We start from the raw sequence: 19,248 nt of genomic DNA on the forward strand, positions 1-19,248 counted from the left end.
GAAACACCCCGTGACCCCCCTGACCTCGACCGGGCTCGTGCTGCCCACCGCCGGCGGCGGCACCGTCCGCCACGTGATGCACGAGCCGATCGACTACCCGCGCCACCCGGAGCCGTTCACCTCCCGCACGGTGCTGGCCGCCGCGCACGTCGTCGCCGACGCGCGCGCCGACTACCAGCCCGGCCAGACCCCTCCGGTGGACTGGGAGGCGACGATCGCGTTCCGCAAGCACCTGTTCAGCTACGGCGTCGGCATCGCCGAAGGCATGGACACCACCGAACGCGGCCCCGGCGGGCTCATCTGGCCGCAGGCGAAGGAACTCATCCGCCTCGGCGTGGCCGCCGCGCGGGAAGCCGGAGCCGCCGTCGTCGCCGGAGCCGGTACCGACCAGATCACCTCGCCCCGGCCCAGCCTCGCCGAGATCGTCGACGCCTACACCGAACAGCTCGAGTTCGTGCAGGCCCAGGGCAGCGCGGCGGTGCTGCGCGCGAGCCACGCCCTGGTCTCCGCCGCACGGTCCGAGGACGACTACCTGTCGGTCTACCGCGACGTGCTCGCCCGGACCGACCGGCCCGCCATCGTGCACTGGCTGGGCACCGGCTTCGACCCCACCCTCGCCGGCTACTGGGGACACACCGACGTGCGCGAGGCGATGGACGTGGTCGTGCGGATGGCGCAGGAGAACGCCCCGCACCTCGAGGGCATCAAGTTCAGCCTGCTGGACGAGGAGCTGGAGAAGGAGTTCCGCCGCCGCCTGCCCACCGGGGTCAAGGTGTTCACCGGTGACGACTACGGCTACACCGACCTGCTACTGGGCGACGGCGAGCACCACAGCCACGGGCTGCTGGGCGTGCTCGACCCGATCGCACCCCTCGCCGCCGCCGGGTTCGCCGCGCTCGACGCCGGTGACGAGCAGGGGTTCGCCGAGACGATGAACCGCTCCATCCCGATGGCCGTCAAGATGTTCGAGGCCCCGGCCGACCGCTACAAGGTCGGCACGGTGTTCGTCGCGTGGCTGTCCGGCCACCAGGACCACTTCCGCATGGTCACCGGGCGCGAGGGCCTGCGTTCCCTGCAGCACCTGACCGATCTGTTCGTCCTCACCGACGCGCTCGGCCTGTTCCCGGATCCGGAGCTCGCCGCGCACCGGATGCGCCTGCTGCTCGCCGTGGGAGGGGTGGGATGACCGTGAACTCGTGGCCCGCGGTCCGCCCGGTGCCGGCCGCCGACGTGCGCGCGGCCCTCGCCGGCGCGCGCCGCGTGGTGTTCCTGGACGACGACCCGACCGGTACGCAGACCGTGCGCGATCTGCCGGTGCTGACCCGGTGGGCCGTCGACGACGTCCGCTGGGCGCTGCGGCAGGGCACCGCCGGGTTCTTCGTGCTCACCAACACCCGCAGCCTCGCGCCGCAGGACGCCGCGGCACGGGACCGCGAGGTCGTCGAGGCGTGCCTGACCGCCGCCGAACGGGACGGGATCCGGCTCGCGTTCGCCAGCCGGAGCGACTCCACGCTGCGCGGTCACTTCCCGCTCGAGACCGACGTCATCGGCGAGCTGCTGGCCGAGCACGGCGGCGCGATGGACGGTGTCGTCCTCGCGCCGGCGTTCACCGACGCCGGCCGCGTCACCATCGGCGGGGTGCACTACCTCCGGTCCGGCGACGAGCTGCTCCCGGTCGCCGACAGCGAGTTCGCGCGGGACGCGACCTTCGGCTTCGCCGCGTCCCGGCTGGCGGACTGGGTGGCCGAGAAGAGCGGCGGCCGCATCCCGGCGAGCGAGGTCGTCGAACTGACCCTCCGCGACCTCCGCGGCGGCAGCACGGACAGCCTGCGTGACCGGCTGACCGGGCTGAGCGGGGGCCGGGTCGTCGTCCTCGACACCGCCGAGGACGACGACCTCCGCGCCGGCGTGCTCGCGATCCTCGCCGCGGAGGACGCGGGCAAGTCCCTGGTGTACCGGGTCGGCCCGTCGTTCGTGCGAGCCCGCACCGGCCAGGACACGCCGCCGCCGATCGAGGACGACGCCCTCGCCGCGCTGGTCGGGCGGGACGCGCACGGGCTCGTCGTGGTCGGGTCCCACGTGGGGCTGACCAGCAGGCAGCTCACGAAGCTCGGTGAACGCCGGGAGTTCGTCCACGTCGAACTCGACGTCCCGGCGATCCTCGAGCACCCGGCCGAGCACATCGACGCCGCGGCCACCCGCGCGGCGGCGGCGCTCGAGCGCAGCCTGGTCGTGCTCAGCACGTCCCGGACCCTGGTCACCGGCGCCGACGAAACCGAGAGCCTGGACATCGCACGCCGCGTCAGCGCGGCGCTGACCGAGACGGCCCGGCGGGCCGTCGCGCGACGGCGTCCCGCGTTCGTCGTCGGCAAGGGCGGCATCACCTCCTCGGATGTGGCGACCGGGTCGCTGGGCATCCGGCGGGCCTGGGTCCGCGGCTCGATGCTGCCGGGGATCGTGTCGCTCTGGGAGCCGGTTTCCGGTCCCGCGCAAGGGCTTCCCTACGTCGTCTTCGCCGGCAACGTCGGCGACGAGAACTCACTGGCGGATGTCGTCGACCGGTTGGAGGCGGTGTGAGCACGCGAATCGTCATCACCGGGGGCGCCGGTTTCCTCGGGTCCCTGCTGGCGCGGCGGCTGCTGGAGCAGCCGGCCGGCCTCGGCGGCGCCGACCCGGCCGAGGTGGGCGAGCTGATCCTGCTCGACCTCGTGGCTCCCCGCGACGACCTGGCCGCGGACCCGCGGGTGCGGCCGCTCGCCGGCCCCCTGGAGGACACCCTGCGCGAACTGGGCGAGGTGGACGGGATCTTCCACCTGGCCGGCGTCGTCAGCGGCGCCGCCGAGGCCGACTTCGACCTCGGGATGCGCACCAACGTCGACGGCACCCGCGCCCTGCTGGAGTACGCGCGCGGCCTGGCGACCCCGCCGGTCCTGGTGTTCTCCAGCTCGCTCGCGGTGTTCGGCAACGACCCGGCGCTGCCGCCGCTCGGTACCGTGGACGACGACACGCTGCCGCGGCCCCAGTCCAGCTACGGCATCCAGAAGTTCATCGGCGAACAGCTCGTGGCCGACTACACCCGCAAGGGGTTCGTCCGCGGCCGGTCCGTGCGGCTGATGACGGTGTCCGTGCGTCCCGGGAAGCCCAACGCGGCCGCGTCGAGCTTCCTGTCCGGCATCATCCGTGAACCGCTGGCGGGGGAGCGCGCGGTCTGCCCGGTGCCGCCGGACACGCCGATCGCGCTGTCCTCACCCCGCCGCACGCTGGAGGGCCTCCTGCGCGCGGCCGAAGTGGACGACGCCACCTGGGGCAGCCGCACGGCGATGAACCTGCCCGCACTCACCACCACTCCCCGCGAAATGGCCGAGGCGCTCGACCGCGTCGCGGGGGCGGGAACCAGCGAGCTGATCGACTGGACGGACGACCCCGCCGTCGGCGCGATCGTGCGGAGCTGGCCCGCCGAGTTCCGCACTCCCCGAGCGCACGCCCTCGGCCTGACCGCCGAGAAGTCCTTCGACGACGTCGTGCGCGCCTACCTCATCGACAACCCGGGAGCCCGACCATGACCACCGGCAACGACGCCATCGTCCCCAGTGGACGCGAGGACCGCCGCGCCGCCGGCGGCCCGGAGCCGAGCTCCGTCCGCACCCCGGCCGAGGTCCGCCGGGTCGCCCTCGCCGGCGGCGTCGGCACCCTCATCGAGTACTACGACTACGCGCTCTACGGCTACGTCTCCACGATCATCGCGCCGTTGTTCTTCCCCGGCAGCGACCCGGTCGCGTCCCTGCTGGCCGTGCTGGCCGTGTTCGCACTGTCCTACGTGGTGCGTCCACTCGGCGGGATCGTCTTCGGCTGGGTCGGCGACCGCTTCGGGCGCCGCCACGCGCTGATGGTCACGGTCGTGGGCATCGGCGTCGCCAACACCGCGATCGGTGTCCTGCCGACCTACGCCGTGGCCGGGGTACTGGCACCGGTCCTGCTCGTGGTCGTCCGCGTCGCCCAGGGCTTCTTCGCCGGTGGTGAAGTCGGCGGTGCCGCCACCGTCATCGCCGAAGCCGCCCCGCCCGGCAAGCGGGCCCGCTACGGCGCCTTCACCCCCATGGGCACCAACGGCGGCTTCGCGATCGCCTCGGCCGCCATCGGCATCGTCTCCGGTGTGCTCGCCACCCAGCAGCTCAGCACGTGGGGCTGGCGCGTCCCGTTCCTGCTCGGCCTGCCGCTGACCGTCATCTGCTACTTCGCCCGCCGCATGCTGCCCGACATCGACCGCCGGGTCTCGCTCGGCAAGCACGGTTTCCCGCTGCTGTCGGCGCTGAAGAACTATCCCGGCTCGCTGCTGCAGGCCACCGCGCTCGGCGTCGGCGTCCAGGGCGCGGCCTACATCGGCTCGACCTTCATCAGCATCTACCTGGTCTCCAACCTGCACTACCCCAAATCCCCGGTGTACTGGGTCACCGCGGGCGTGACGCTGTTCGCCGTCGCACTGATGCCGTTCACCGGCCGCCTGGCCGACCGCATCGGCACCTTCAAGGTGGCGACCATCGGGCTCGCCGGGTACGCGATCATCACCTACCCCGCGTTCCTGCTGATGGACATCGGCAACATCGGCCTGGCCGCCCTCGGCTACGTCGCCATCATGGTGAACATGGCGTTCCTGCAGGTCGCCTCCTTCACCCTGACCCCGCGGCTGTTCCCCGACGAGGTCCGCTACACCGGAACCGCGCTGGCGACCAACATCTCCGTCGTCATCGCCGGCGGCACGGCGCCCTACGTCGCCACCTGGCTCGTCCAGCGGACCAGCGACCTGCGCTCGCCGTACTACTTCGTGGCCACGACCTGCCTGATCGGCCTGATCGCGATCGCCACCATGCGCAAGCGGCTGGCGTCGGAGTTCGCGTCGCCGGGCCTGCGATGAGGGCGGCACTCGACGAGGTCGTGGCGCGGCGGGTGAACGCGGGCGCGGCGGTTCCGGCGTTCACCTGCTACGGCGCCGGCACCGCGCTGGCGGTCGTCGGCGCGGCCGAATCCCTGCGGCTGCCGGTCATCCTGCTCGTGGCGCCCTCCTCGGCCGCCGCCGGCGGCGGACCGAGGTTGATCTCCACGCTGCGGCACATCGCCGACGACGCCCGCGTACCGGTCTGCGTCCAGCTGGACCACGCGAAGGACGAGGCGTTGATCCGGCAGGGGATCGAGGCCGGGGCGGACGCCGTGCTGGCGGATGGATCGCACCTGTCCCCGGAGGACAACGCCGCCTTCGTCCGGCGCGTCCGGGCGTCCGCCGACGTGGTGGTGGAAGCCGAACTGGGCAGCGTGCCCGGAGCCGAGGACCGCGCCGCGGTGCAGGAGACCGACCTGGCCGGGAAGACCGACCCGGCGACGGTCGGAGCATTCCTGGACGCGTCCGGTGCGCAGCTCCTCGCCTGCGGGGTGGGCAACGTCCACGGCCGCTACCGCGGAACTCCGCGCATCGACTGGCCTCTGCTCGCCCGCATCAGGCAGGAGGCGGGCGCGGTGCCCCTGGTGCTGCACGGGGCGTCCGGCATCCCCGCCGCCGACCTGCGGGCGGCGGCCGCCGCGGGGGTCGGGAAGGTCAACGTCAACACCGAACTGCGCACCGCGATGCTGGCGGCGGCGGAGGAGAACCTCGGCCGGTGCCGCGCAGCGGGCGAGGACATGCTGTCCTTGACCGGGGCCGTGACCGCCGCCGCCGAGGCCGTGGTGCGGGAGGTGCTCACCACCCTGGCGGGCGCGGCTGCCGTGCCGACCTGACCGGCGGCCCTGCGGCGACGGGCCGCACCGGCGTCGAGCGGGCCCCACTAGGCTGGGTCGATGGGGTCGGTCAAGCAGTTCCAGGTCACGTTCGACTGCGCGGAGCCGGAGCGGGTCGCCCGGTTCTGGTGCGAGGTGCTGGGGTACGTCGTGCCACCACCGCCGGACGGGTTCGCCACGTGGGACGAGTTCAACCGCTCGCTGCCGCCCGAGCAGCAGGGTGCGGCGTTCGCCTGCGTCGACCCGACGGGTGTGGGCCCGCGGCTGTACTTCCAGCGCGTTCCGGAAGGCAAGGTCGTCAAGAACCGGGTGCACCTCGACGTGCGGGCCGGCACCGGGCTCGTGGGGGAGGAGCGCCTTGCCGCGCTCCAGGTCGAGCGCGAACGGCTGGAAGCGCTCGGGGCGACTTGCGTGCAGGTGCTGGTCGCCGACGAGCACAACGAGTCGTGCATCGCGATGCAGGACGTCGAGGGCAACGAGTTCTGCCTCGACTGAGGGGCCGAACGCGCTGAGCGCACGTCCCGGGCGGCTGAGAAGCGCGCCGGGGGCGTGCGCTTACGCATGTCTGGGGGTCGTGCACCGCCTCGTCCGCCGTCGGGTGCCCGAACGCCGGAGATCCTCGAACCAATCTTGGCGTAGATATTGTCAACAATTTCTTCCACGGTTAGGGTGCGGGAAGGGAACCACGACCGCACGAGGACCGACTGTGATCATCGACTGCCACGGCCACTACACGACCGCCCCGCCCGCCCTCGCGGCGTGGCGCGATCAGCAGATCGCCGCGCTGGACGGGACCGGCGCCGCACCCGCGCGGGCGGACCTGCGCATCAGCGACGACGACCTGCGCGAGACGATCGAGCCCAACCAGCTGCGGCTGATGGACGAACGCGGCATCGACCTGACGATCTTCTCGCCCCGCGCGTCGTTCATGGCCCACCACGTCGGCGGCTTCGAGACCTCCGCCGAGTGGGCCGCCATCTGCAACGAGCTGTGCTACCGCGTCAGCAGGCTCTACCCGGAGCGGTTCGTCCCGGCCGCGATGCTCCCGCAGTCACCCGGCGTCGACCCCGCCACCTGCATCCCCGAGCTCACCCGCTGCGTCGAGGAGTACGGCGCCGTCGCGCTGAACCTCAACCCCGACCCCAGCGGCGGGCACTGGACGGCCCCGCCGCTGACCGACCGCTCGTGGTACCCGATCTACGAGAAGATGGTCGAATACGACATCCCGGCCATGGTGCACGTCAGCACGAGCGTGAACCCCGCGTTCCACACCACCGGGGCGCACTACCTCAACGCCGACACGACCGCGTTCATGCAGCTCGTGCAGGGCGACCTGTTCCGCGACTTCCCGCAGTTGCGGCTGATCATCCCGCACGGCGGCGGCGCGGTGCCCTACCACTGGGGCCGGTTCCGCGGCCTGGCGATGGCGCTGGGCAAGCCCGAGCTGGACGAGCACGTCCTGAACAACGTCTTCTTCGACACCTGCGTCTACCACCAGCCCGGTTCGGACCTGCTCTTCGACGTCATCCCGGCCCGCAACATCCTGTTCGCCTCGGAGATGATCGGCGCCGTCCGCAGCGTCGACCCGCGCACCGGCCACCACTTCGACGACACCCGCCGCTACGCCGAGAACGCGAAGCTGTCCGAAGAGGACTGGGCCGCGATCCGGGAGAACAACGCCCGCAGCGTCTACCCGCGTCTGGACGCCCTGCTGCGGAGCCAGGGCCGGTGACCGGCGTGACCGCACCCAAGACGCCGGGCTGGCTCGACTGGTACGCCGGCCCGTCCACGCCGCGGTTCCGGCTGCCCGCCGGCACCGTCGACGCGCACTGCCACGTCTTCGGCCCGCAGGCGGAGTTCCCGTTCGCCCCGGAACGCAAGTACACGCCCTGCGACGCGAGCAAGGACCAGCTGTTCGCCCTGCGCGACCACCTCGGCGTCGCCCGCAACGTCATCGTGCAGGCCACCTGCCACGGCGCCGACAACTCGGCGATGCTCGACGCCGTCCGGGCCGCCGAGGGCCGGGCGCGCGGCGTCGCGACCGTCCGGCCGGACATCGGTGACGCCGAACTCCGCGCGCTCGACGACGCGGGTGTGCGGGGCGTGCGGTTCAACTTCGTGCGACGGCTCGTCGACGCCGCCCCGCACGAGGCCCTGAGCACGATCGCCAAGAAGATCGCACCCCTGGGCTGGCACGTCGTCCTCTACTTCGAGGCCGCCGACCTGCCCGAGCTGGAAGGCTTCTTCGAGTCCCTGCCCACGCCGCTGGTGATCGACCACATGGGACGCCCGGACGTGACCCGGCCCGCGGAGGGCCCGGAGTTCAGCCGGTTCCTGGACTTCGTGGCAGCCAACGACGTCTGGGTGAAGGTGAGCTGTCCCGAGCGGCTCAGCGTGTCCGGCCCGCCCGCCCTGGACGGCGAACGCCACGCCTACACCGACGTGGTGCCCTTCGCCCGGCGCGTGGTGACCGAGTTCCCCGGCCGGGTGCTGTGGGGGACGGACTGGCCGCACCCCAACCTGACCGATCACATGCCCGACGACGGGTTGCTCGTCGACTACGTGCCGCAGATCGCCGAAACCGCCGAACTGCAGCGGAAACTGCTCGTCGACAACCCGATGCGCCTGTACTGGCCCGGCGAAACCGCCTGAGCCTCCCTGTTCCCCTGAGAGGGCCTGCGATGCAGCACGCCAACGCGCTGAACCGGCTCAACCGCCTGCCGGTCGGCCGGTTCCACAAGATGACCCTGTTCGCGGTCGCGTTCGCCTACTTCTTCGAGTTCGCGGACATCAACAGCTTCGCCACCACCGCGCCCAAGCTGATCAAGCTGTGGGGCGTGACGGTCAGCCAGGTCGCCTACGTGACCTCGCTGTCGTTCGTCGGGATGTTCTTCGGCTCGATCGTCGCGAGCACGATCGCCGACCGGTGGGGCCGCAAGAACGCGCTGATGCTGACCACCGTGTGGTTCGGCGTGTTCTCCTTCGCCGCGGTGTTCTCGTGGGACGTGGTGTCGCTGGGCGTGTTCCGCGTCCTGACCTCGGCGGGCCTGTCCGCGATGACGGTCGTCGCGGTCATCTACGTCAACGAGCTGTACCCGGCGGCCAGCCGCGGCAAGTACCAGGCCTACGCGATCGTGATCGGCATCTGCGGCACGCCGGTGACCAACCTGATCGCGAGCCTCGTGGTGCCGCTCAACGACTGGTCGTGGCGCCTGGTGTACCTGTGGGGTGCGCTCGGGATCCTGCTCGTGGCGTTCACCCGGCACCTGAAGGAGTCGCCGCGCTGGTACGAAAGCCGCGGCGAGCACGCCAAGGCCGACGCGGTCCTGCGGGAGATCGAGGCGCAGGTCGAGGCGGAGAAGGGCCCGCTGCCCGAACCGGCGCCGCCGGTCGAGGAGGCCCCGGTGGCCAAGGCGCCGCTGCGGCTGTTGCTGCGCAAGAAGTACCTGCTGCCGACCCTGCTGCTGACGGTGCTGTGGGTGACGCAGACGATCGGGTTCTTCGGGTACTCGAGCTGGGCGCCGACGCTGCTGGCCAAGGAGGGCTTCAGCGTCGAGAAGTCGGTGTTCTACGTCGCGCTCACCACCGTCGGCGCGCCGCTGGGGTCGTACCTGGCCGCCCTGGTCACCGACCGGTTCGAGCGCAAGTGGTGCCTGGTCGCGTTCGGCACGGTCATCGCGCTGTGCGGGCTGTTCTACGGGCTGACCTTCAACCCCGTGCTGATCGTGGTGTTCGGGTTCCTGGTGAACCTGTTCGAGCGCGGCTACACCGCACTCGGGTACGCCTACTCACCGGAGCTGTTCGACACCCGCGGCCGGTCCCTGGGCACCGGCGTCTCCTACGGGCTGGGCCGCCTGTCGAACGCGGCCGGACCGCTGATCGTGTCCGCGCTCTACACCGGTAGCGGGTACCAGAGCGTGTTCCTGTTCATCGCGGGCACGTGGCTGGTCGGCGCGGTGGTGCTGGCGATCTTCGGCCCGCGGACCCGTCAGGGGAGGGCCGCCGCGCGCGTCACGGAGCCGGCCGGCGGGTGACCGGCGATAATGGCCCGATGCGGCTCGCTGATGTTGTCCTTCCCGACAGTGCGGTGTGTTCCGCGGCGGTCGACGTGGCGGAGACCTACGCCTCGCCGGCCCTGCTGAACCACTCGTTCCGCTCCTACACCTGGGCGGCGGCCTACGGCACCGCACAGGGCCTCGCGTTCGACCCGGAGCTGCTGTTCGTCGCGGCCCTGCTGCACGACATCGGCCTGGTCGCCGAATTCGACAGCCACACCGTGCCGTTCGAGGTCGCCGGCGGCAGCGTGGCGTGGGTGTTCGCGGCGGGGGCCGGCTGGTCCCGGGACCGGCGGCGACGCGTGTCGGAGGTGGTCGTCCGGCACATGGGGACCGAGGTGGACCCGGCGCAGGACCCGGAGGGCTTCCTCCTGGCCCGCGCCACCGGGGTGGACATCACCGGCCGGAACGTGGACGACTTCCCGGCCGGGTTCCGCGCCGAGGTGCTGCAGCGGTACCCGAGGCTGGGCCTGGTCGAGGAGTTCGTGCGGTGCTTCGAGGACCAGGCCAAGCGCAAGCCGGACAGTTCGGCCGCCGCCGCGATCGGCAACGACCTCGCCGCCCGGATGGCCCGCAACCCCCTGGAGCGGCCCGAATAGGTCCCGCCGCCCGACCGGAAGGAGCGTCATGCAAGCCGTCACCGCCCGGGACCAGGCGTCCGGGGTCGACGGGCTCGCCCTGAGCGAGATCCCGTACCCGCACGCCGCCGAGAACGACGTCGTGGTGCGCGTGCACGCCGCCGGGTTCACGCCCGGGGAGCTCGAGTGGCCGGGCACCTGGGCCGACCGGGCCGGCCGCGACCGGGCGCCCAGCGTGCCCGGTCACGAACTGTCCGGTGTGGTCGTCGAGCTGGGCTACGGCACCACGGGACTCACCGTCGGGCAGCGGGTGTTCGGGCTGGCCGACTGGACCCGCAACGGGACGCTGGCCGAGTACGTGGCCGTGGAGGCGCGCAACCTCGCGCCGCTGCCCGCCGACGTCGACCACGTCGTGGCGGCGGCGCTGCCGATCTCCGGGCTGACCGCGTGGCAGGGCCTGTTCGACCACGGCCGCCTGACGGTCGGCCAGACCGTTCTGGTGCACGGCGCGGCGGGCGGGGTCGGGTCGATCGCGGTGCAGCTCGCCCGCGAGGCCGGCGCCCGGGTGATCGGTGCCGGCCGGGCGGCCGACCGCGACGTCGTCCTGGACCTCGGCGCGCACGCGTTCCTGGACACCGAGTCGGCCGAACCGGACGTGGGCGAGGTCGACCTGCTCTTCGACGTCATCGGTGGCGAGGTCCTGGAGCGCTCGTCGAAGCTGCTGCGCGCGGGCGGCACGATCGTCACGATCGCGGCGCCGCCGCAGCGGCAGCCTGCGGACGGGCGGGCGCTGTTCTTCGTGGTCGAACCCGACCGCGCGCGGCTCGCGGACCTGGCCGCACGGGTCCGCGAGGGACGGCTGCGCCCGGTCGTCGGGCCGGTGCTCCCGCTGTCCGAGGCGCCCGGCGCCTTCCGCCCCGCCAAGCGCACCCGCGGCAAGACGATCATCCGCGTCACCGACGGCGACTAGCAGGTGGCCATCGCCCGGTTGCGGTTGAGCCGGTCGATGTTGCACTCCCTCGCGTGCTGCTGCTTGCAGACCTCCGGATCGACCGCCGGTGGCCGGCCACCGACCCGCCGGCGCCGGGGCTTCGGTTGGTCGGCCGGCCCCCGGATCGTGGCCTTGACCCCACGACGCCGCAGGTAGGCGCGGTTGGCGCGGGAGCGGTACACGCTGTCGGCCAGCCGCCTGGTCCCGTCGATCAGCTGCCGTGTGGTCCACGGTGGCGGGCGGTCAGGCTTCCTGCCGACGGGCACCGGCGGTTCCAGTGCCGCCCACTGCGCGCCGGTCAGGCGAGACAATCCTCACCCGGCATCGCACCAGCTCCCGGCTGTGGAGCTGGCCGCCCTGGGGCCGGGGATCAGCGCTGGCGCCGGGCCCCTCCGGGCGGGTCGGCGGCGATGGCCGGCCACAGGACCGCCACCACCGCCTCGGGCGTGTCCTCCGAGTCGTCGCCCCGGTAGAACGCGCCGAAGTAGCTGCCGAAGCACATCGTCGCGATCGTGTACGTGTCGATGTCGTCGCGGACCGCGCCGCGCTCCTGCAACTCGCCGAGCACCCGTTCCAGGAGGGACACCCGCGGCTCGACGGCGTGCCTGCGCAGGATCTCGAGCAGCTCCGGCGTGCGCAGCGCCTCCCCGGCGAAGTTGCCCATGAGCACCATCGCGTCGGGGTTGTAGTACGCGGGATCGAGGCGGCGCACGGCCTCGATCAGCGCCTCCCGCGGCTCCAGCTCGCTCAGGTCGAGCGTGTACATGTCCCGCTGCTTGCGGAACCCGTAGTCGAGGGCGTCGACCACGAGGTCGAACTTGTTCTCCCAGCGCCGGTACACGGTGGGGCGGCTGACCTTCGCGTCGGCGGCGATGTCGCCGATGGCCATCTGCGAGTAGCCGTCGCGCACCAGGCGGGCCCTCGTGGCCAGGATGATCGCCTCGTCCAGCGCGGCGTCCCGGGGGCGGCCTCCGGGACGCGGGTTCCCGGCGCCCGTTCCTTCGCGTGCTCGGGCCATGGACCCGGAGCCTACCGGATTCGTTACAGCGAGTGGCTGTTGCGGAAGTGGGTTGAGTTACATATAGTGCTCGTAACGCAATGGTGAGAGGAGTCGGCGATGACCACCGCGCAGGATCTGATCGACCGCAGCATCCCCTTTCTCGAGGAGGTGAAGAACCGCACCGCGGGCGGGGAGCTGGAGAGCTGGCTCAACGAGCGGTACGGGCCGGGCAGCGAGCTCTACGACGACCTCGCCCGCATGATCACCGACGGGGTGCGCGCGGGATGGGCGGCCAACATCGAGGTGGATGGCCCGAAATACCGGCGCAGCCGCATCGCCGACCCCAGTGGCGCGCTCAACTACTTCAGCGTCACCGCCGTTTACATGGACAGTGTCGAGCCCTATCGCGGCCAGTACCACCAGCACCCCTACGGCGAGCTCAACCTGGTGGTCCCGCTCGACCCCGGCGCGAAGCTGATGGGCCCGCGCGGGTGGAGCGGCGCGGGCTGGACCGCCCCCGGCCCGGGCAGCCACCACTACCCGGAGGTCAAGGGCGGCGCGCTGATCGCCCTGTTCTACCTGCCCGCGGGGCGGATCTCGTACGACATCACGCCGCCCGATGCGGAAGGCTGAGGCCATGACTACTGGGCCGGCCGTCGAACGGGACCTGACCTACGCCGTCGTCGACGGGGTACCGCTGCGCCTCGACATCCACCGCGCCGCGCAGCCCGGGGCGCCGGTGGTCGTGTACGCGCACGGCGGCGGCTGGAGCCGCGGCACCCGATCCGACGACAGCGCCACCCGGCTCGCGCCGCTGGCGGCTCACGGCGTCACGGTCGTCTCGGCCGACTACCGCCTCGCACCGCACGCGGTGTTCCCGCAACCGCTGCACGACCTCAAGGGTGCGGTGCGGTGGCTGCGTGCCCACGGCCCGGAACTGGGCCTGCCCACCGCGAGGATCGGCGTGTGGGGTGCCTCGGCCGGCGCCTACCTCGGGTCGCTGCTGGCACTGTCCGAAGGCGACGGTGACCTGGAGGGCACGGTCGGCGGGAACACCGGGCAGTCCAGCGCCGTGCAGGCCGTGGTGCACTGGTTCGGTCAGACCGACCTGGCCGCCTCGGCCGCGCGCACCGAACTGGAGGCGCGGTTGCTGCCGTTCCGGTTCGAGGCGGACCTGCTCGGTGTCACCGACCCCGCCGAACTGGCCGAGCGCGCCTGCGGGCTCAGCCTCCTGTCGCGCGTGTCCGCGCAGGCGCCGCCGTTCCTGATCGCCCACGGCGACCGGGACCGGATCGTCCCGCCCTCGGAAGGCCTCGCGCTGCACGAAGCGCTCGGCCGGGCCGGCGCGCGCAGCCGCTTCGAACTGCTGGCGGGAGCCGGACACGAAGACCCGGAGTTCGACAGTCCCGCCACCCTCGCCACCACCGCCGCCTGGCTGCGTGCGGTCCTGAACCCGCCCGCGTGAGGAGTGCGATGCCCAACCCAGCTCCGGCCCCGGCGCCCGCGGCGACCGTCGAGGAGGCGTTGCTCAGCCGCCGCAGTGTCCGGGCCTTCCGGCCCGACCCGGTGGACCGCGCGGTGATCGAGCGCCTGCTGACGCTGGCCGCCCGGTCGGCGAGCAACTCCAACTGCCAGCCCTGGCAGGTCCACGTGGTCACCGGCGCCGCCAAGCGCCGGCTGTGCGAGGCCCTGGTGCACGCCCACGACCACGCCGGCCCGGTCGCCGAGCGCGAGTACGACTACCAGCCGCCGGCCGAGGCGTGGCCCGAGCCCTACCGGTCGCGCCGCCGGTCGTTCGGCGAGCACCTCTACCAGCACACGCTGGGCATCCCGGCCGTCGACAAGGCGGCCCGCCGGGCGCACCACCGCCGCAACTACGACTTCTTCGGAGCGCCGGTGGGCATCGTGCTCACGGTGAGCCGCCGGCCACGCGAAGGCGCGCTCGTCGACGCGGGCCTGTTCCTCCAGGCGCTGATGCTCGCGGCGCGCGGGCTCGGCCTGGACACGTGCCCGCAGGCCTCACTGATCGACTACTACCCGGTGCTGCGTCAGCACCTCGACATCCCGGACGACCAGATCATCGTGTGCGGCCTGGCCCTCGGCCACGCCGACCCGGACCACCCCCTCAACCGGCTCCGGACGCCCCGCGAACCGCTCGCCCGGTTCGCGACCTTCCACGACTGATCGCCACGGACAGGACTTCCCCCATGTGCCCTGTGAGGTCGCCCCTGACGTGCCGGGAGTCGCGCGACGCTCAGGTTCGTCGTTGCGCACCCCCCGAGACAACCGCTCACCACTGTCGTTGATCACCACCCGGTGATGGTCTTCCTGATGACCAGCTCGAACCAGCCAAGAAGGTAGGGGCCACCATGCCGGAAACCTATGTCCTCGTACCCGGCGCCTGGCACGGCGCGTGGTGCTGGCGGCCGGTCGCCGGCCGGCTGCGCGCCGCCGGCCACCGCGTCTTCGCCGTCACGCTGCCCGGCCTCGCCGACGGCGACGACCGGCGCGGCCGGAACCTGAGCGACACCGTCGACTTCCTCGCCGCCTTCCTGGACCGGCACGACCTGACCGACGTCACGCTCGTCGGCCACAGCTGGGGCGGGTACCCGATCACCGGTGCCGCGCACCGCATCCCGCGGCGTCTCCGCCGGCTCGTGTACTGCAACGCGTTCGTGCCCGAGCGCGGCAGGCCGCTCGTGGACGACGTGCCCCCGGGCCACGCCGCGCTGTTCAAGCAGCTCGCGTCGGCGTCCGCCGACGGCTCGATCGTCATGCCCTACGAGGTGTGGCAGCACGCATTCGTCCAGGACCTGGCCGAACCGGTGCGGAAACTCCTCCACGACCTGCTCGTGCCGCAGCCGATGAGCTACTTCGACCAGGCCCTCGACGCCCCCGACGTGACGTCGCTGGGGATCCCGGTCAGCTACCTCGCCGGGCGCGAGGACCTCGCGATGCCGCCCGGCGAGTTCGCCTGGTCCCCGCGGTTCCCCCGCCGGCTCGGCGTGGACCCCGTCGAGCTGCCCGGCGGGCACGAGTCGTTCCTGACCCGACCCGACGACTTCGTCCGGGCGCTGTCCGCCTTGCGCTGATGCCACCCACGTCGCCGCCAGCTGGCACAACCACGCCACCGGCCAACCCGCCACCCGATCCCTGACCGCCTGCGACCACCAACCGAGATCGGACTTACTCGTCCAGGGGACGTGGACGAAGATCTGGTGCCGCGAGCTCGCGAGCGTGGCCTCCGGAACCGGCGGCGAGTACGGGGCGCCGCGCTCGCTCTCGTCGTGCTGGCGGTTGCGCCGCCGTCCGGCAGGTGGTCCGGCTGGCCGGAGGGCCGTCGTGGGCCTTCCTGGTCCGGTGGTGCCCGGCGACGGCCGGCGTCGTGGCGCTGGCGGCCGCCGCTGCGCTGTGGGCGCGTACCCGGCCGGGGACCGGTCCCGCCGCGACGACGGGCTCCCGGGGTGAGGGGCGCTGGTCCCGGACCAGCGCGATGGTCACCACCCTGACCGTGGTGGGCGCGCTCGTGTTCACCGCGATCTCGCTGGCCAGCAGGGATCAGATCCACGTGGCGCGACAGGGGCAGATCACCGACCGGTACACCCGCGCGGTCGACTCGGATCGCAGCGGGGCGAACCTGAGCGGTACGCGCGTCGGGCTGACGCGCTGTCGGAGGCCACGCTGGTGGACGCCTCCCTGTACCGGGCCGGCCTGACCGGCGCCACCCACGACACCTCCACGAAGACCGAGCGCGCCGTGAAGACCACCGCCACCAGTGGCGGGTGGTGGTGACCGGAACGCGGCCGGAGCGTGCAGCCCGCCGGGAACCTCAGTGCGCGGTCCATCCTCCGTCGATGTAGAGGGTGGTTCCGGTGACGTACGAGGACGCGTCGCCGGCGAGGAAGACGGCTGCGCCGCCCAGTTCGGACGGTTCGCCGGTCCGGCCGAGGGGCACCGAAGCGCGGATGGTGTCGCCCCACCTGCTGTTCATCAGCGGGCCCGCCAGATCGGTGCCGAAGTAGCCCGGGGCCAGGGTGTTGACCCGCACGCCCCGGTCCGCCCACTCGACCGCGAGCACGCGGGTGAGCGCTTCCACCGCGCCCTTGCTCGCCGCGTACGGGGCGATGCGTTCGAAACCCGTCGTGGCGTGCACCGACGACACGTTGATGATGCTGCCCCCGCCCTGCTGCAGCATCCGCCTGCCGGCGGCGCGTGCGCAGTACCAGGTGCCGTCGAGGTTGACCCGCAGCACCTCCCGCCACTCCTCGTCGGTGACCCGCTCGCTGCGTTTGAACACCGGGCTGATCCCGGCGCAGTTCACGAGCACGTCCAGCCGGCCCAGCCGCTCCACCGCCGACTCGGCGAAACCGGCATCGCTCACCGAGCCCGGGAGCACCACCGTGCCCGCCCCGAGTTCGTCGGCCAGGCTCTCCAGGTCGCCGCGGGTGCGTGAGGTGACCGCGACCGTGGCGCCCGCCGAGGCGAGCGCCACCGCGATGGCCCGGCCCAGCCCCTTGCCGGCGCCGGTCACCCACACCGTCTTCCCGGTGAGATCGAACGCCGTCACGCGATCACCGGCAGGGTCCGCAGGTCGCGCTTGAGCACCTTGCCCGACGGGGTCCGCGGCAACTGGCCGAGGAACTGGATCTCGGCGGGCACCTTGAACTTCGCGAGCCGTTCGCGGCAGAAGGCCACCAGCTCGGCGGCCTCGACGGCGGCACCGGGACGCAGCACGACGAACGCCTTGGGCACCTCGCCCCACCGCTCGTGCGGCATGCCGACGACCGCGGCCTCCACGACGTCCGGGTGTTCGTAGAGGACGCGTTCGACCTCGGGGGTGGCGATGTTCTCCCCGCCGGAGACGATCATGTCCTTCTTCCGGTCCTCGACGTAGAGGTAGCCGTCCTCGTCGAGTCGCCCGATGTCGCCGGTGTGGAACCACCCGTCGCGCAGGGCTTTCGCCGTCGCTTCCGGGTCCCGCCAGTACCCGGCGAACACCTTCGGCCCGGACAGGGTGATCTCGCCGAGCTGCCCGCGCGGCACTTCCCGTCCGAGGTCGTCGACGATGCGCACCCGCTGGTGCACCACGGGCCTGCCGACCGATCCCACCTTCGACAGCACGTGCCCGGGGTCGTTGAAGGTGTCGCCGGAGACGGTCTCGGTGAGGCCGTAGGCGTCGGCGAACCAGGCGGACGGGAACGCCGCGCGGATGCGCTCGACCAGCGGGACGGGCATCTTCTCGCCGCCGCCGATGATGAACCGGATCGAGGAGGTGTCCCGTTCGGTGATGCCCGGCAGGTGCAGCAGGGCGTTCATCATCGAGGGCGCGAGCCAGATGTTGGTCGGCCGCTCCCGCTCGATGACGTCGGCGACCTCGCGCGCGTCGAACTTCCGCGTGAGGATCAGCGAACCACCGGCGTGCAGGGTGGCCAGCGCCGGCAGGTCGAGCCCGCCGACGTGGTAGAGCGGGCCGCACACCAGCGTGGTGTCGGCGCTGGTGATCCCGAACTCGACGATCTGCCCGAGGTTCTTGTACAGCACGTTGGCGTGCGTGATGCACACCCCCTTGGGTCGGGAGGTGGTGCCGGAGGTGTACATCAGGCGCTGCAGCGCGTCCGGGCCGACCTCCGCGATCGGCACCGTCTCACCGAGGTGGCCGGCCACGAGGTCGTCGTAGGACAGCCACCCGTTCCGCGCCTCGCCGAGGAGCAGCCGGTGCCGGACGGGGATCGCCGCGACGGCGTCGGCGAACTCCGGTTCGGTCAGGATCGCGGCGGCCTCGGAGTTGCCGAGGATGAACTCCCACTCGGCGGGGGAGAGCCGGTAGTTCAGCGGCAGGAACGCCGCACCCAGGTGGTTGAGCGCGAGCACCGTCTCGACGAACTCGATGTGGTTGTACAGCAGCAGGGCGACGATGTCGCCGCGGCCGATGCCCCGTTCGCGCAGCCCCGCGGCGAGGGCGTGCACCCGGGCGGAGAGCTCGCGGTTGGTCGTCCGCCGCTCACCCTGGGCGAGGACGACCTTGTCCGGATACCGCCCGACGTTGTGCTCGAGCACGCCGGCGAAGTTGTACATCAGCGCTCCTCCGAGTGGAAGCTGTGCAGTTCGGCGCCCGCCTTGCCCCAGTGGATGGTGCTGATCATGCCGCCGTCCGCGACGAGGTCGGCACCGGTGACGAAATCGGCTTCGGGGCCGGCGAGGAAGGCGACGACGCGGGCGATGTCGTCCGGTTCGCCGAGGCGGCCGAGGGGGATGTTGTCCACTGTGGCCTGGCGGATCGCCTGGTTGCCCAGGGTGTCCCGGTTGAGGCCGCTTTCCACCACGCCGGGGCTGACGGAGTTGATGCGGATCCGGTGTTCGGCCAGTTCCGCCGCCAGCTGCCTGGTCAGGGCGAGCACCCCGCCCTTGGCCGCGGTGTAGGAGGAGAACCCGTAGCCGGTGTGCCCGGCGATCGAGGCGATCTGGACGATGGACCCGCCGCCCGCGGCGGACATGGCCGGGATGACGTTGCGCAGGAGGACGAAGTAGCCGGTGAGGTTGACGTCGACGACGCGTCGCCACTCCTCGACGGTGCACTCCAGCAACTTCTTGCGGACGATGATCCCGGCGGCGTTGACGAGCACCCGCGGGGGAGCGGGCAGCCGGCCCACGACGTCGCGGACGGCGTCGTCGTCGGTGACGTCGACCCCGAAGCCCACGGCTTTGCCGCCCCGGTCTTCGATCTCCCGGCGGGTGCCATCCGCGCCGTGGCGGTCCAGGAGCGCCACGGTCGCGCCGGTGGCGGCCAATCGCAGGGCACAGGCCCGTCCGATGCCGGACGCGGCGCCGGTGATGACAGCGCAGTTCATGTGGTTTCCC

20 protein-coding genes are annotated in these 19,248 nt (G+C 72.3%); 15 read left to right on the top strand and 5 right to left on the bottom strand.

Annotated features, from left to right (window positions below):
- Positions 1 to 10 precede the first annotated feature (10 nt).
- The 11 genes from FB470_RS25860 (at position 11) to FB470_RS25910 (ending at position 11,369) form a co-directional block, all read left to right on the top strand.
- Entirely contained in the window at positions 11 to 1,186 is a 1,176-nt protein-coding gene (locus tag FB470_RS25860; RefSeq protein ID WP_306995658.1) for a DUF993 family protein, read from the top strand.
- A complete protein-coding gene (locus FB470_RS25865) occupies positions 1,183 to 2,577 on the top strand; it encodes a four-carbon acid sugar kinase family protein (RefSeq protein ID WP_306995660.1) in 1,395 nt (464 codons plus the stop codon). The genes FB470_RS25860 and FB470_RS25865 overlap by 4 nt, the downstream gene beginning before the upstream one ends.
- Positions 2,574 to 3,563: a D-erythronate dehydrogenase gene (denD, locus tag FB470_RS25870; RefSeq protein ID WP_306995662.1), complete on the top strand. Its 990-nt coding sequence runs from the start codon at positions 2,574 to 2,576 to the stop codon at positions 3,561 to 3,563. The genes FB470_RS25865 and denD overlap by 4 nt, the downstream gene beginning before the upstream one ends.
- On the top strand, positions 3,560 to 4,912 hold the full coding sequence (locus FB470_RS25875; RefSeq protein ID WP_306995664.1) for an MFS transporter: 1,353 nt from the start codon (positions 3,560 to 3,562) through the stop codon (positions 4,910 to 4,912). Before denD ends, FB470_RS25875 begins: the two co-directional genes overlap by 4 nt.
- Positions 4,909 to 5,766: a class II fructose-bisphosphate aldolase gene (locus tag FB470_RS25880; RefSeq protein WP_306995666.1), complete on the top strand. Its 858-nt coding sequence runs from the start codon at positions 4,909 to 4,911 to the stop codon at positions 5,764 to 5,766. Before FB470_RS25875 ends, FB470_RS25880 begins: the two co-directional genes overlap by 4 nt.
- A 60-nt stretch (positions 5,767 to 5,826) precedes the next feature.
- Complete coding sequence (locus tag FB470_RS25885; protein ID WP_306995668.1) at positions 5,827 to 6,261, top strand: VOC family protein; 435 nt, start codon at positions 5,827 to 5,829, stop codon at positions 6,259 to 6,261.
- Positions 6,262 to 6,472: 211 nt separating this feature from the next.
- On the top strand, positions 6,473 to 7,498 hold the full coding sequence (locus FB470_RS25890) for an amidohydrolase family protein (RefSeq protein WP_306995670.1): 1,026 nt from the start codon (positions 6,473 to 6,475) through the stop codon (positions 7,496 to 7,498).
- A gap of 5 nt (positions 7,499 to 7,503) precedes the next feature.
- On the top strand, positions 7,504 to 8,418 hold the full coding sequence (locus FB470_RS25895) for an amidohydrolase family protein (RefSeq protein ID WP_306995672.1): 915 nt from the start codon (positions 7,504 to 7,506) through the stop codon (positions 8,416 to 8,418).
- A 29-nt stretch (positions 8,419 to 8,447) separates the two neighbouring features.
- Positions 8,448 to 9,800: an MFS transporter gene (locus tag FB470_RS25900; protein ID WP_306995674.1), complete on the top strand. Its 1,353-nt coding sequence runs from the start codon at positions 8,448 to 8,450 to the stop codon at positions 9,798 to 9,800.
- 17 nt (positions 9,801 to 9,817) lie between these two features.
- A complete protein-coding gene (locus tag FB470_RS25905) occupies positions 9,818 to 10,420 on the top strand; it encodes an HD domain-containing protein (RefSeq protein WP_306995675.1) in 603 nt (200 codons plus the stop codon).
- A gap of 28 nt (positions 10,421 to 10,448) precedes the next feature.
- Complete coding sequence (locus tag FB470_RS25910; protein WP_306995677.1) at positions 10,449 to 11,369, top strand: NADP-dependent oxidoreductase; 921 nt, start codon at positions 10,449 to 10,451, stop codon at positions 11,367 to 11,369.
- On the opposite strand, the gene FB470_RS25915 is transcribed toward FB470_RS25910, so the two are convergent.
- Entirely contained in the window at positions 11,366 to 11,701 is a 336-nt protein-coding gene (locus FB470_RS25915; protein ID WP_306995679.1) for a hypothetical protein, read from the bottom strand. The genes FB470_RS25910 and FB470_RS25915 overlap by 4 nt on opposite strands.
- Positions 11,702 to 11,760: 59 nt before the next feature.
- On the bottom strand, positions 11,761 to 12,408 hold the full coding sequence (locus FB470_RS25920) for a TetR/AcrR family transcriptional regulator (RefSeq protein ID WP_306995681.1): 648 nt from the start codon (positions 12,406 to 12,408) through the stop codon (positions 11,761 to 11,763).
- Between the two features lie 99 nt (positions 12,409 to 12,507).
- Here FB470_RS25920 and FB470_RS25925 point away from each other — a divergent pair, with 99 nt between their 5' ends.
- From FB470_RS25925 to FB470_RS25940, 4 genes are all read left to right on the top strand, one after another.
- Entirely contained in the window at positions 12,508 to 13,023 is a 516-nt protein-coding gene (locus tag FB470_RS25925; RefSeq protein WP_306995683.1) for a DUF4863 family protein, read from the top strand.
- Between the two features lie 4 nt (positions 13,024 to 13,027).
- Positions 13,028 to 13,855 carry an alpha/beta hydrolase gene (locus FB470_RS25930; RefSeq protein ID WP_306995685.1) on the top strand — a complete coding sequence of 276 codons (828 nt, stop codon included), beginning with the start codon at positions 13,028 to 13,030 and terminating at the stop codon, positions 13,853 to 13,855.
- An 8-nt stretch (positions 13,856 to 13,863) separates the two neighbouring features.
- Positions 13,864 to 14,574, top strand: coding sequence for a nitroreductase (locus FB470_RS25935; protein WP_306995687.1), 711 nt, complete (start codon positions 13,864 to 13,866; stop codon positions 14,572 to 14,574).
- A 185-nt stretch (positions 14,575 to 14,759) separates the two neighbouring features.
- Positions 14,760 to 15,482, top strand: coding sequence for an alpha/beta fold hydrolase (locus tag FB470_RS25940; protein WP_306995689.1), 723 nt, complete (start codon positions 14,760 to 14,762; stop codon positions 15,480 to 15,482).
- 737 nt (positions 15,483 to 16,219) lie between these two features.
- Here FB470_RS25940 and FB470_RS25945 read toward each other — a convergent pair.
- Genes FB470_RS25945 through FB470_RS25955 form a run of 3 tightly spaced genes read right to left on the bottom strand, consistent with a single transcriptional unit; the run spans position 16,220 to position 19,238 of the window.
- Positions 16,220 to 16,957, bottom strand: coding sequence for an SDR family NAD(P)-dependent oxidoreductase (locus FB470_RS25945; protein WP_306995691.1), 738 nt, complete (start codon positions 16,955 to 16,957; stop codon positions 16,220 to 16,222).
- Positions 16,954 to 18,465 (bottom strand): acyl-CoA synthetase, encoded by a 1,512-nt coding sequence (locus tag FB470_RS25950; protein ID WP_306995693.1) that lies wholly within the window; start codon positions 18,463 to 18,465, stop codon positions 16,954 to 16,956. The genes FB470_RS25945 and FB470_RS25950 overlap by 4 nt, the downstream gene beginning before the upstream one ends.
- Positions 18,465 to 19,238, bottom strand: a complete 774-nt coding sequence (locus FB470_RS25955; protein WP_306995695.1) for an SDR family NAD(P)-dependent oxidoreductase — start codon at positions 19,236 to 19,238, stop codon at positions 18,465 to 18,467. The genes FB470_RS25950 and FB470_RS25955 overlap by 1 nt, the downstream gene beginning before the upstream one ends.
- Between the last annotated feature and the right edge of the window lie 10 nt (positions 19,239 to 19,248).

It is taken from the genome of Amycolatopsis thermophila, from assembly GCF_030814215.1.
Taxonomy (GTDB): Bacteria; Actinomycetota; Actinomycetes; order Mycobacteriales; family Pseudonocardiaceae; genus Amycolatopsis_E; species Amycolatopsis_E thermophila.

Coding starts and splice junctions, on each gene's coding strand:
- FB470_RS25935 (WP_306995687.1), top strand. CDS start 13,864: ATGCCCAACCCAGCTCCGGCCCCGGCGCCCGCGGCGACCGTCGAGGAG.
- FB470_RS25875 (WP_306995664.1), top strand. CDS start 3,560: ATGACCACCGGCAACGACGCCATCGTCCCCAGTGGACGCGAGGACCGC.
- FB470_RS25880 (WP_306995666.1), top strand. CDS start 4,909: ATGAGGGCGGCACTCGACGAGGTCGTGGCGCGGCGGGTGAACGCGGGC.
- FB470_RS25920 (WP_306995681.1), bottom strand. CDS start 12,408: ATGGCCCGAGCACGCGAAGGAACGGGCGCCGGGAACCCGCGTCCCGGA.
- FB470_RS25930 (WP_306995685.1), top strand. CDS start 13,028: ATGACTACTGGGCCGGCCGTCGAACGGGACCTGACCTACGCCGTCGTC.
- FB470_RS25925 (WP_306995683.1), top strand. CDS start 12,508: ATGACCACCGCGCAGGATCTGATCGACCGCAGCATCCCCTTTCTCGAG.
- FB470_RS25910 (WP_306995677.1), top strand. CDS start 10,449: ATGCAAGCCGTCACCGCCCGGGACCAGGCGTCCGGGGTCGACGGGCTC.
- FB470_RS25940 (WP_306995689.1), top strand. CDS start 14,760: ATGCCGGAAACCTATGTCCTCGTACCCGGCGCCTGGCACGGCGCGTGG.
- FB470_RS25950 (WP_306995693.1), bottom strand. CDS start 18,465: ATGTACAACTTCGCCGGCGTGCTCGAGCACAACGTCGGGCGGTATCCG.
- FB470_RS25885 (WP_306995668.1), top strand. CDS start 5,827: ATGGGGTCGGTCAAGCAGTTCCAGGTCACGTTCGACTGCGCGGAGCCG.
- FB470_RS25905 (WP_306995675.1), top strand. CDS start 9,818: ATGCGGCTCGCTGATGTTGTCCTTCCCGACAGTGCGGTGTGTTCCGCG.
- FB470_RS25865 (WP_306995660.1), top strand. CDS start 1,183: ATGACCGTGAACTCGTGGCCCGCGGTCCGCCCGGTGCCGGCCGCCGAC.
- FB470_RS25955 (WP_306995695.1), bottom strand. CDS start 19,238: ATGAACTGCGCTGTCATCACCGGCGCCGCGTCCGGCATCGGACGGGCC.
- FB470_RS25900 (WP_306995674.1), top strand. CDS start 8,448: ATGCAGCACGCCAACGCGCTGAACCGGCTCAACCGCCTGCCGGTCGGC.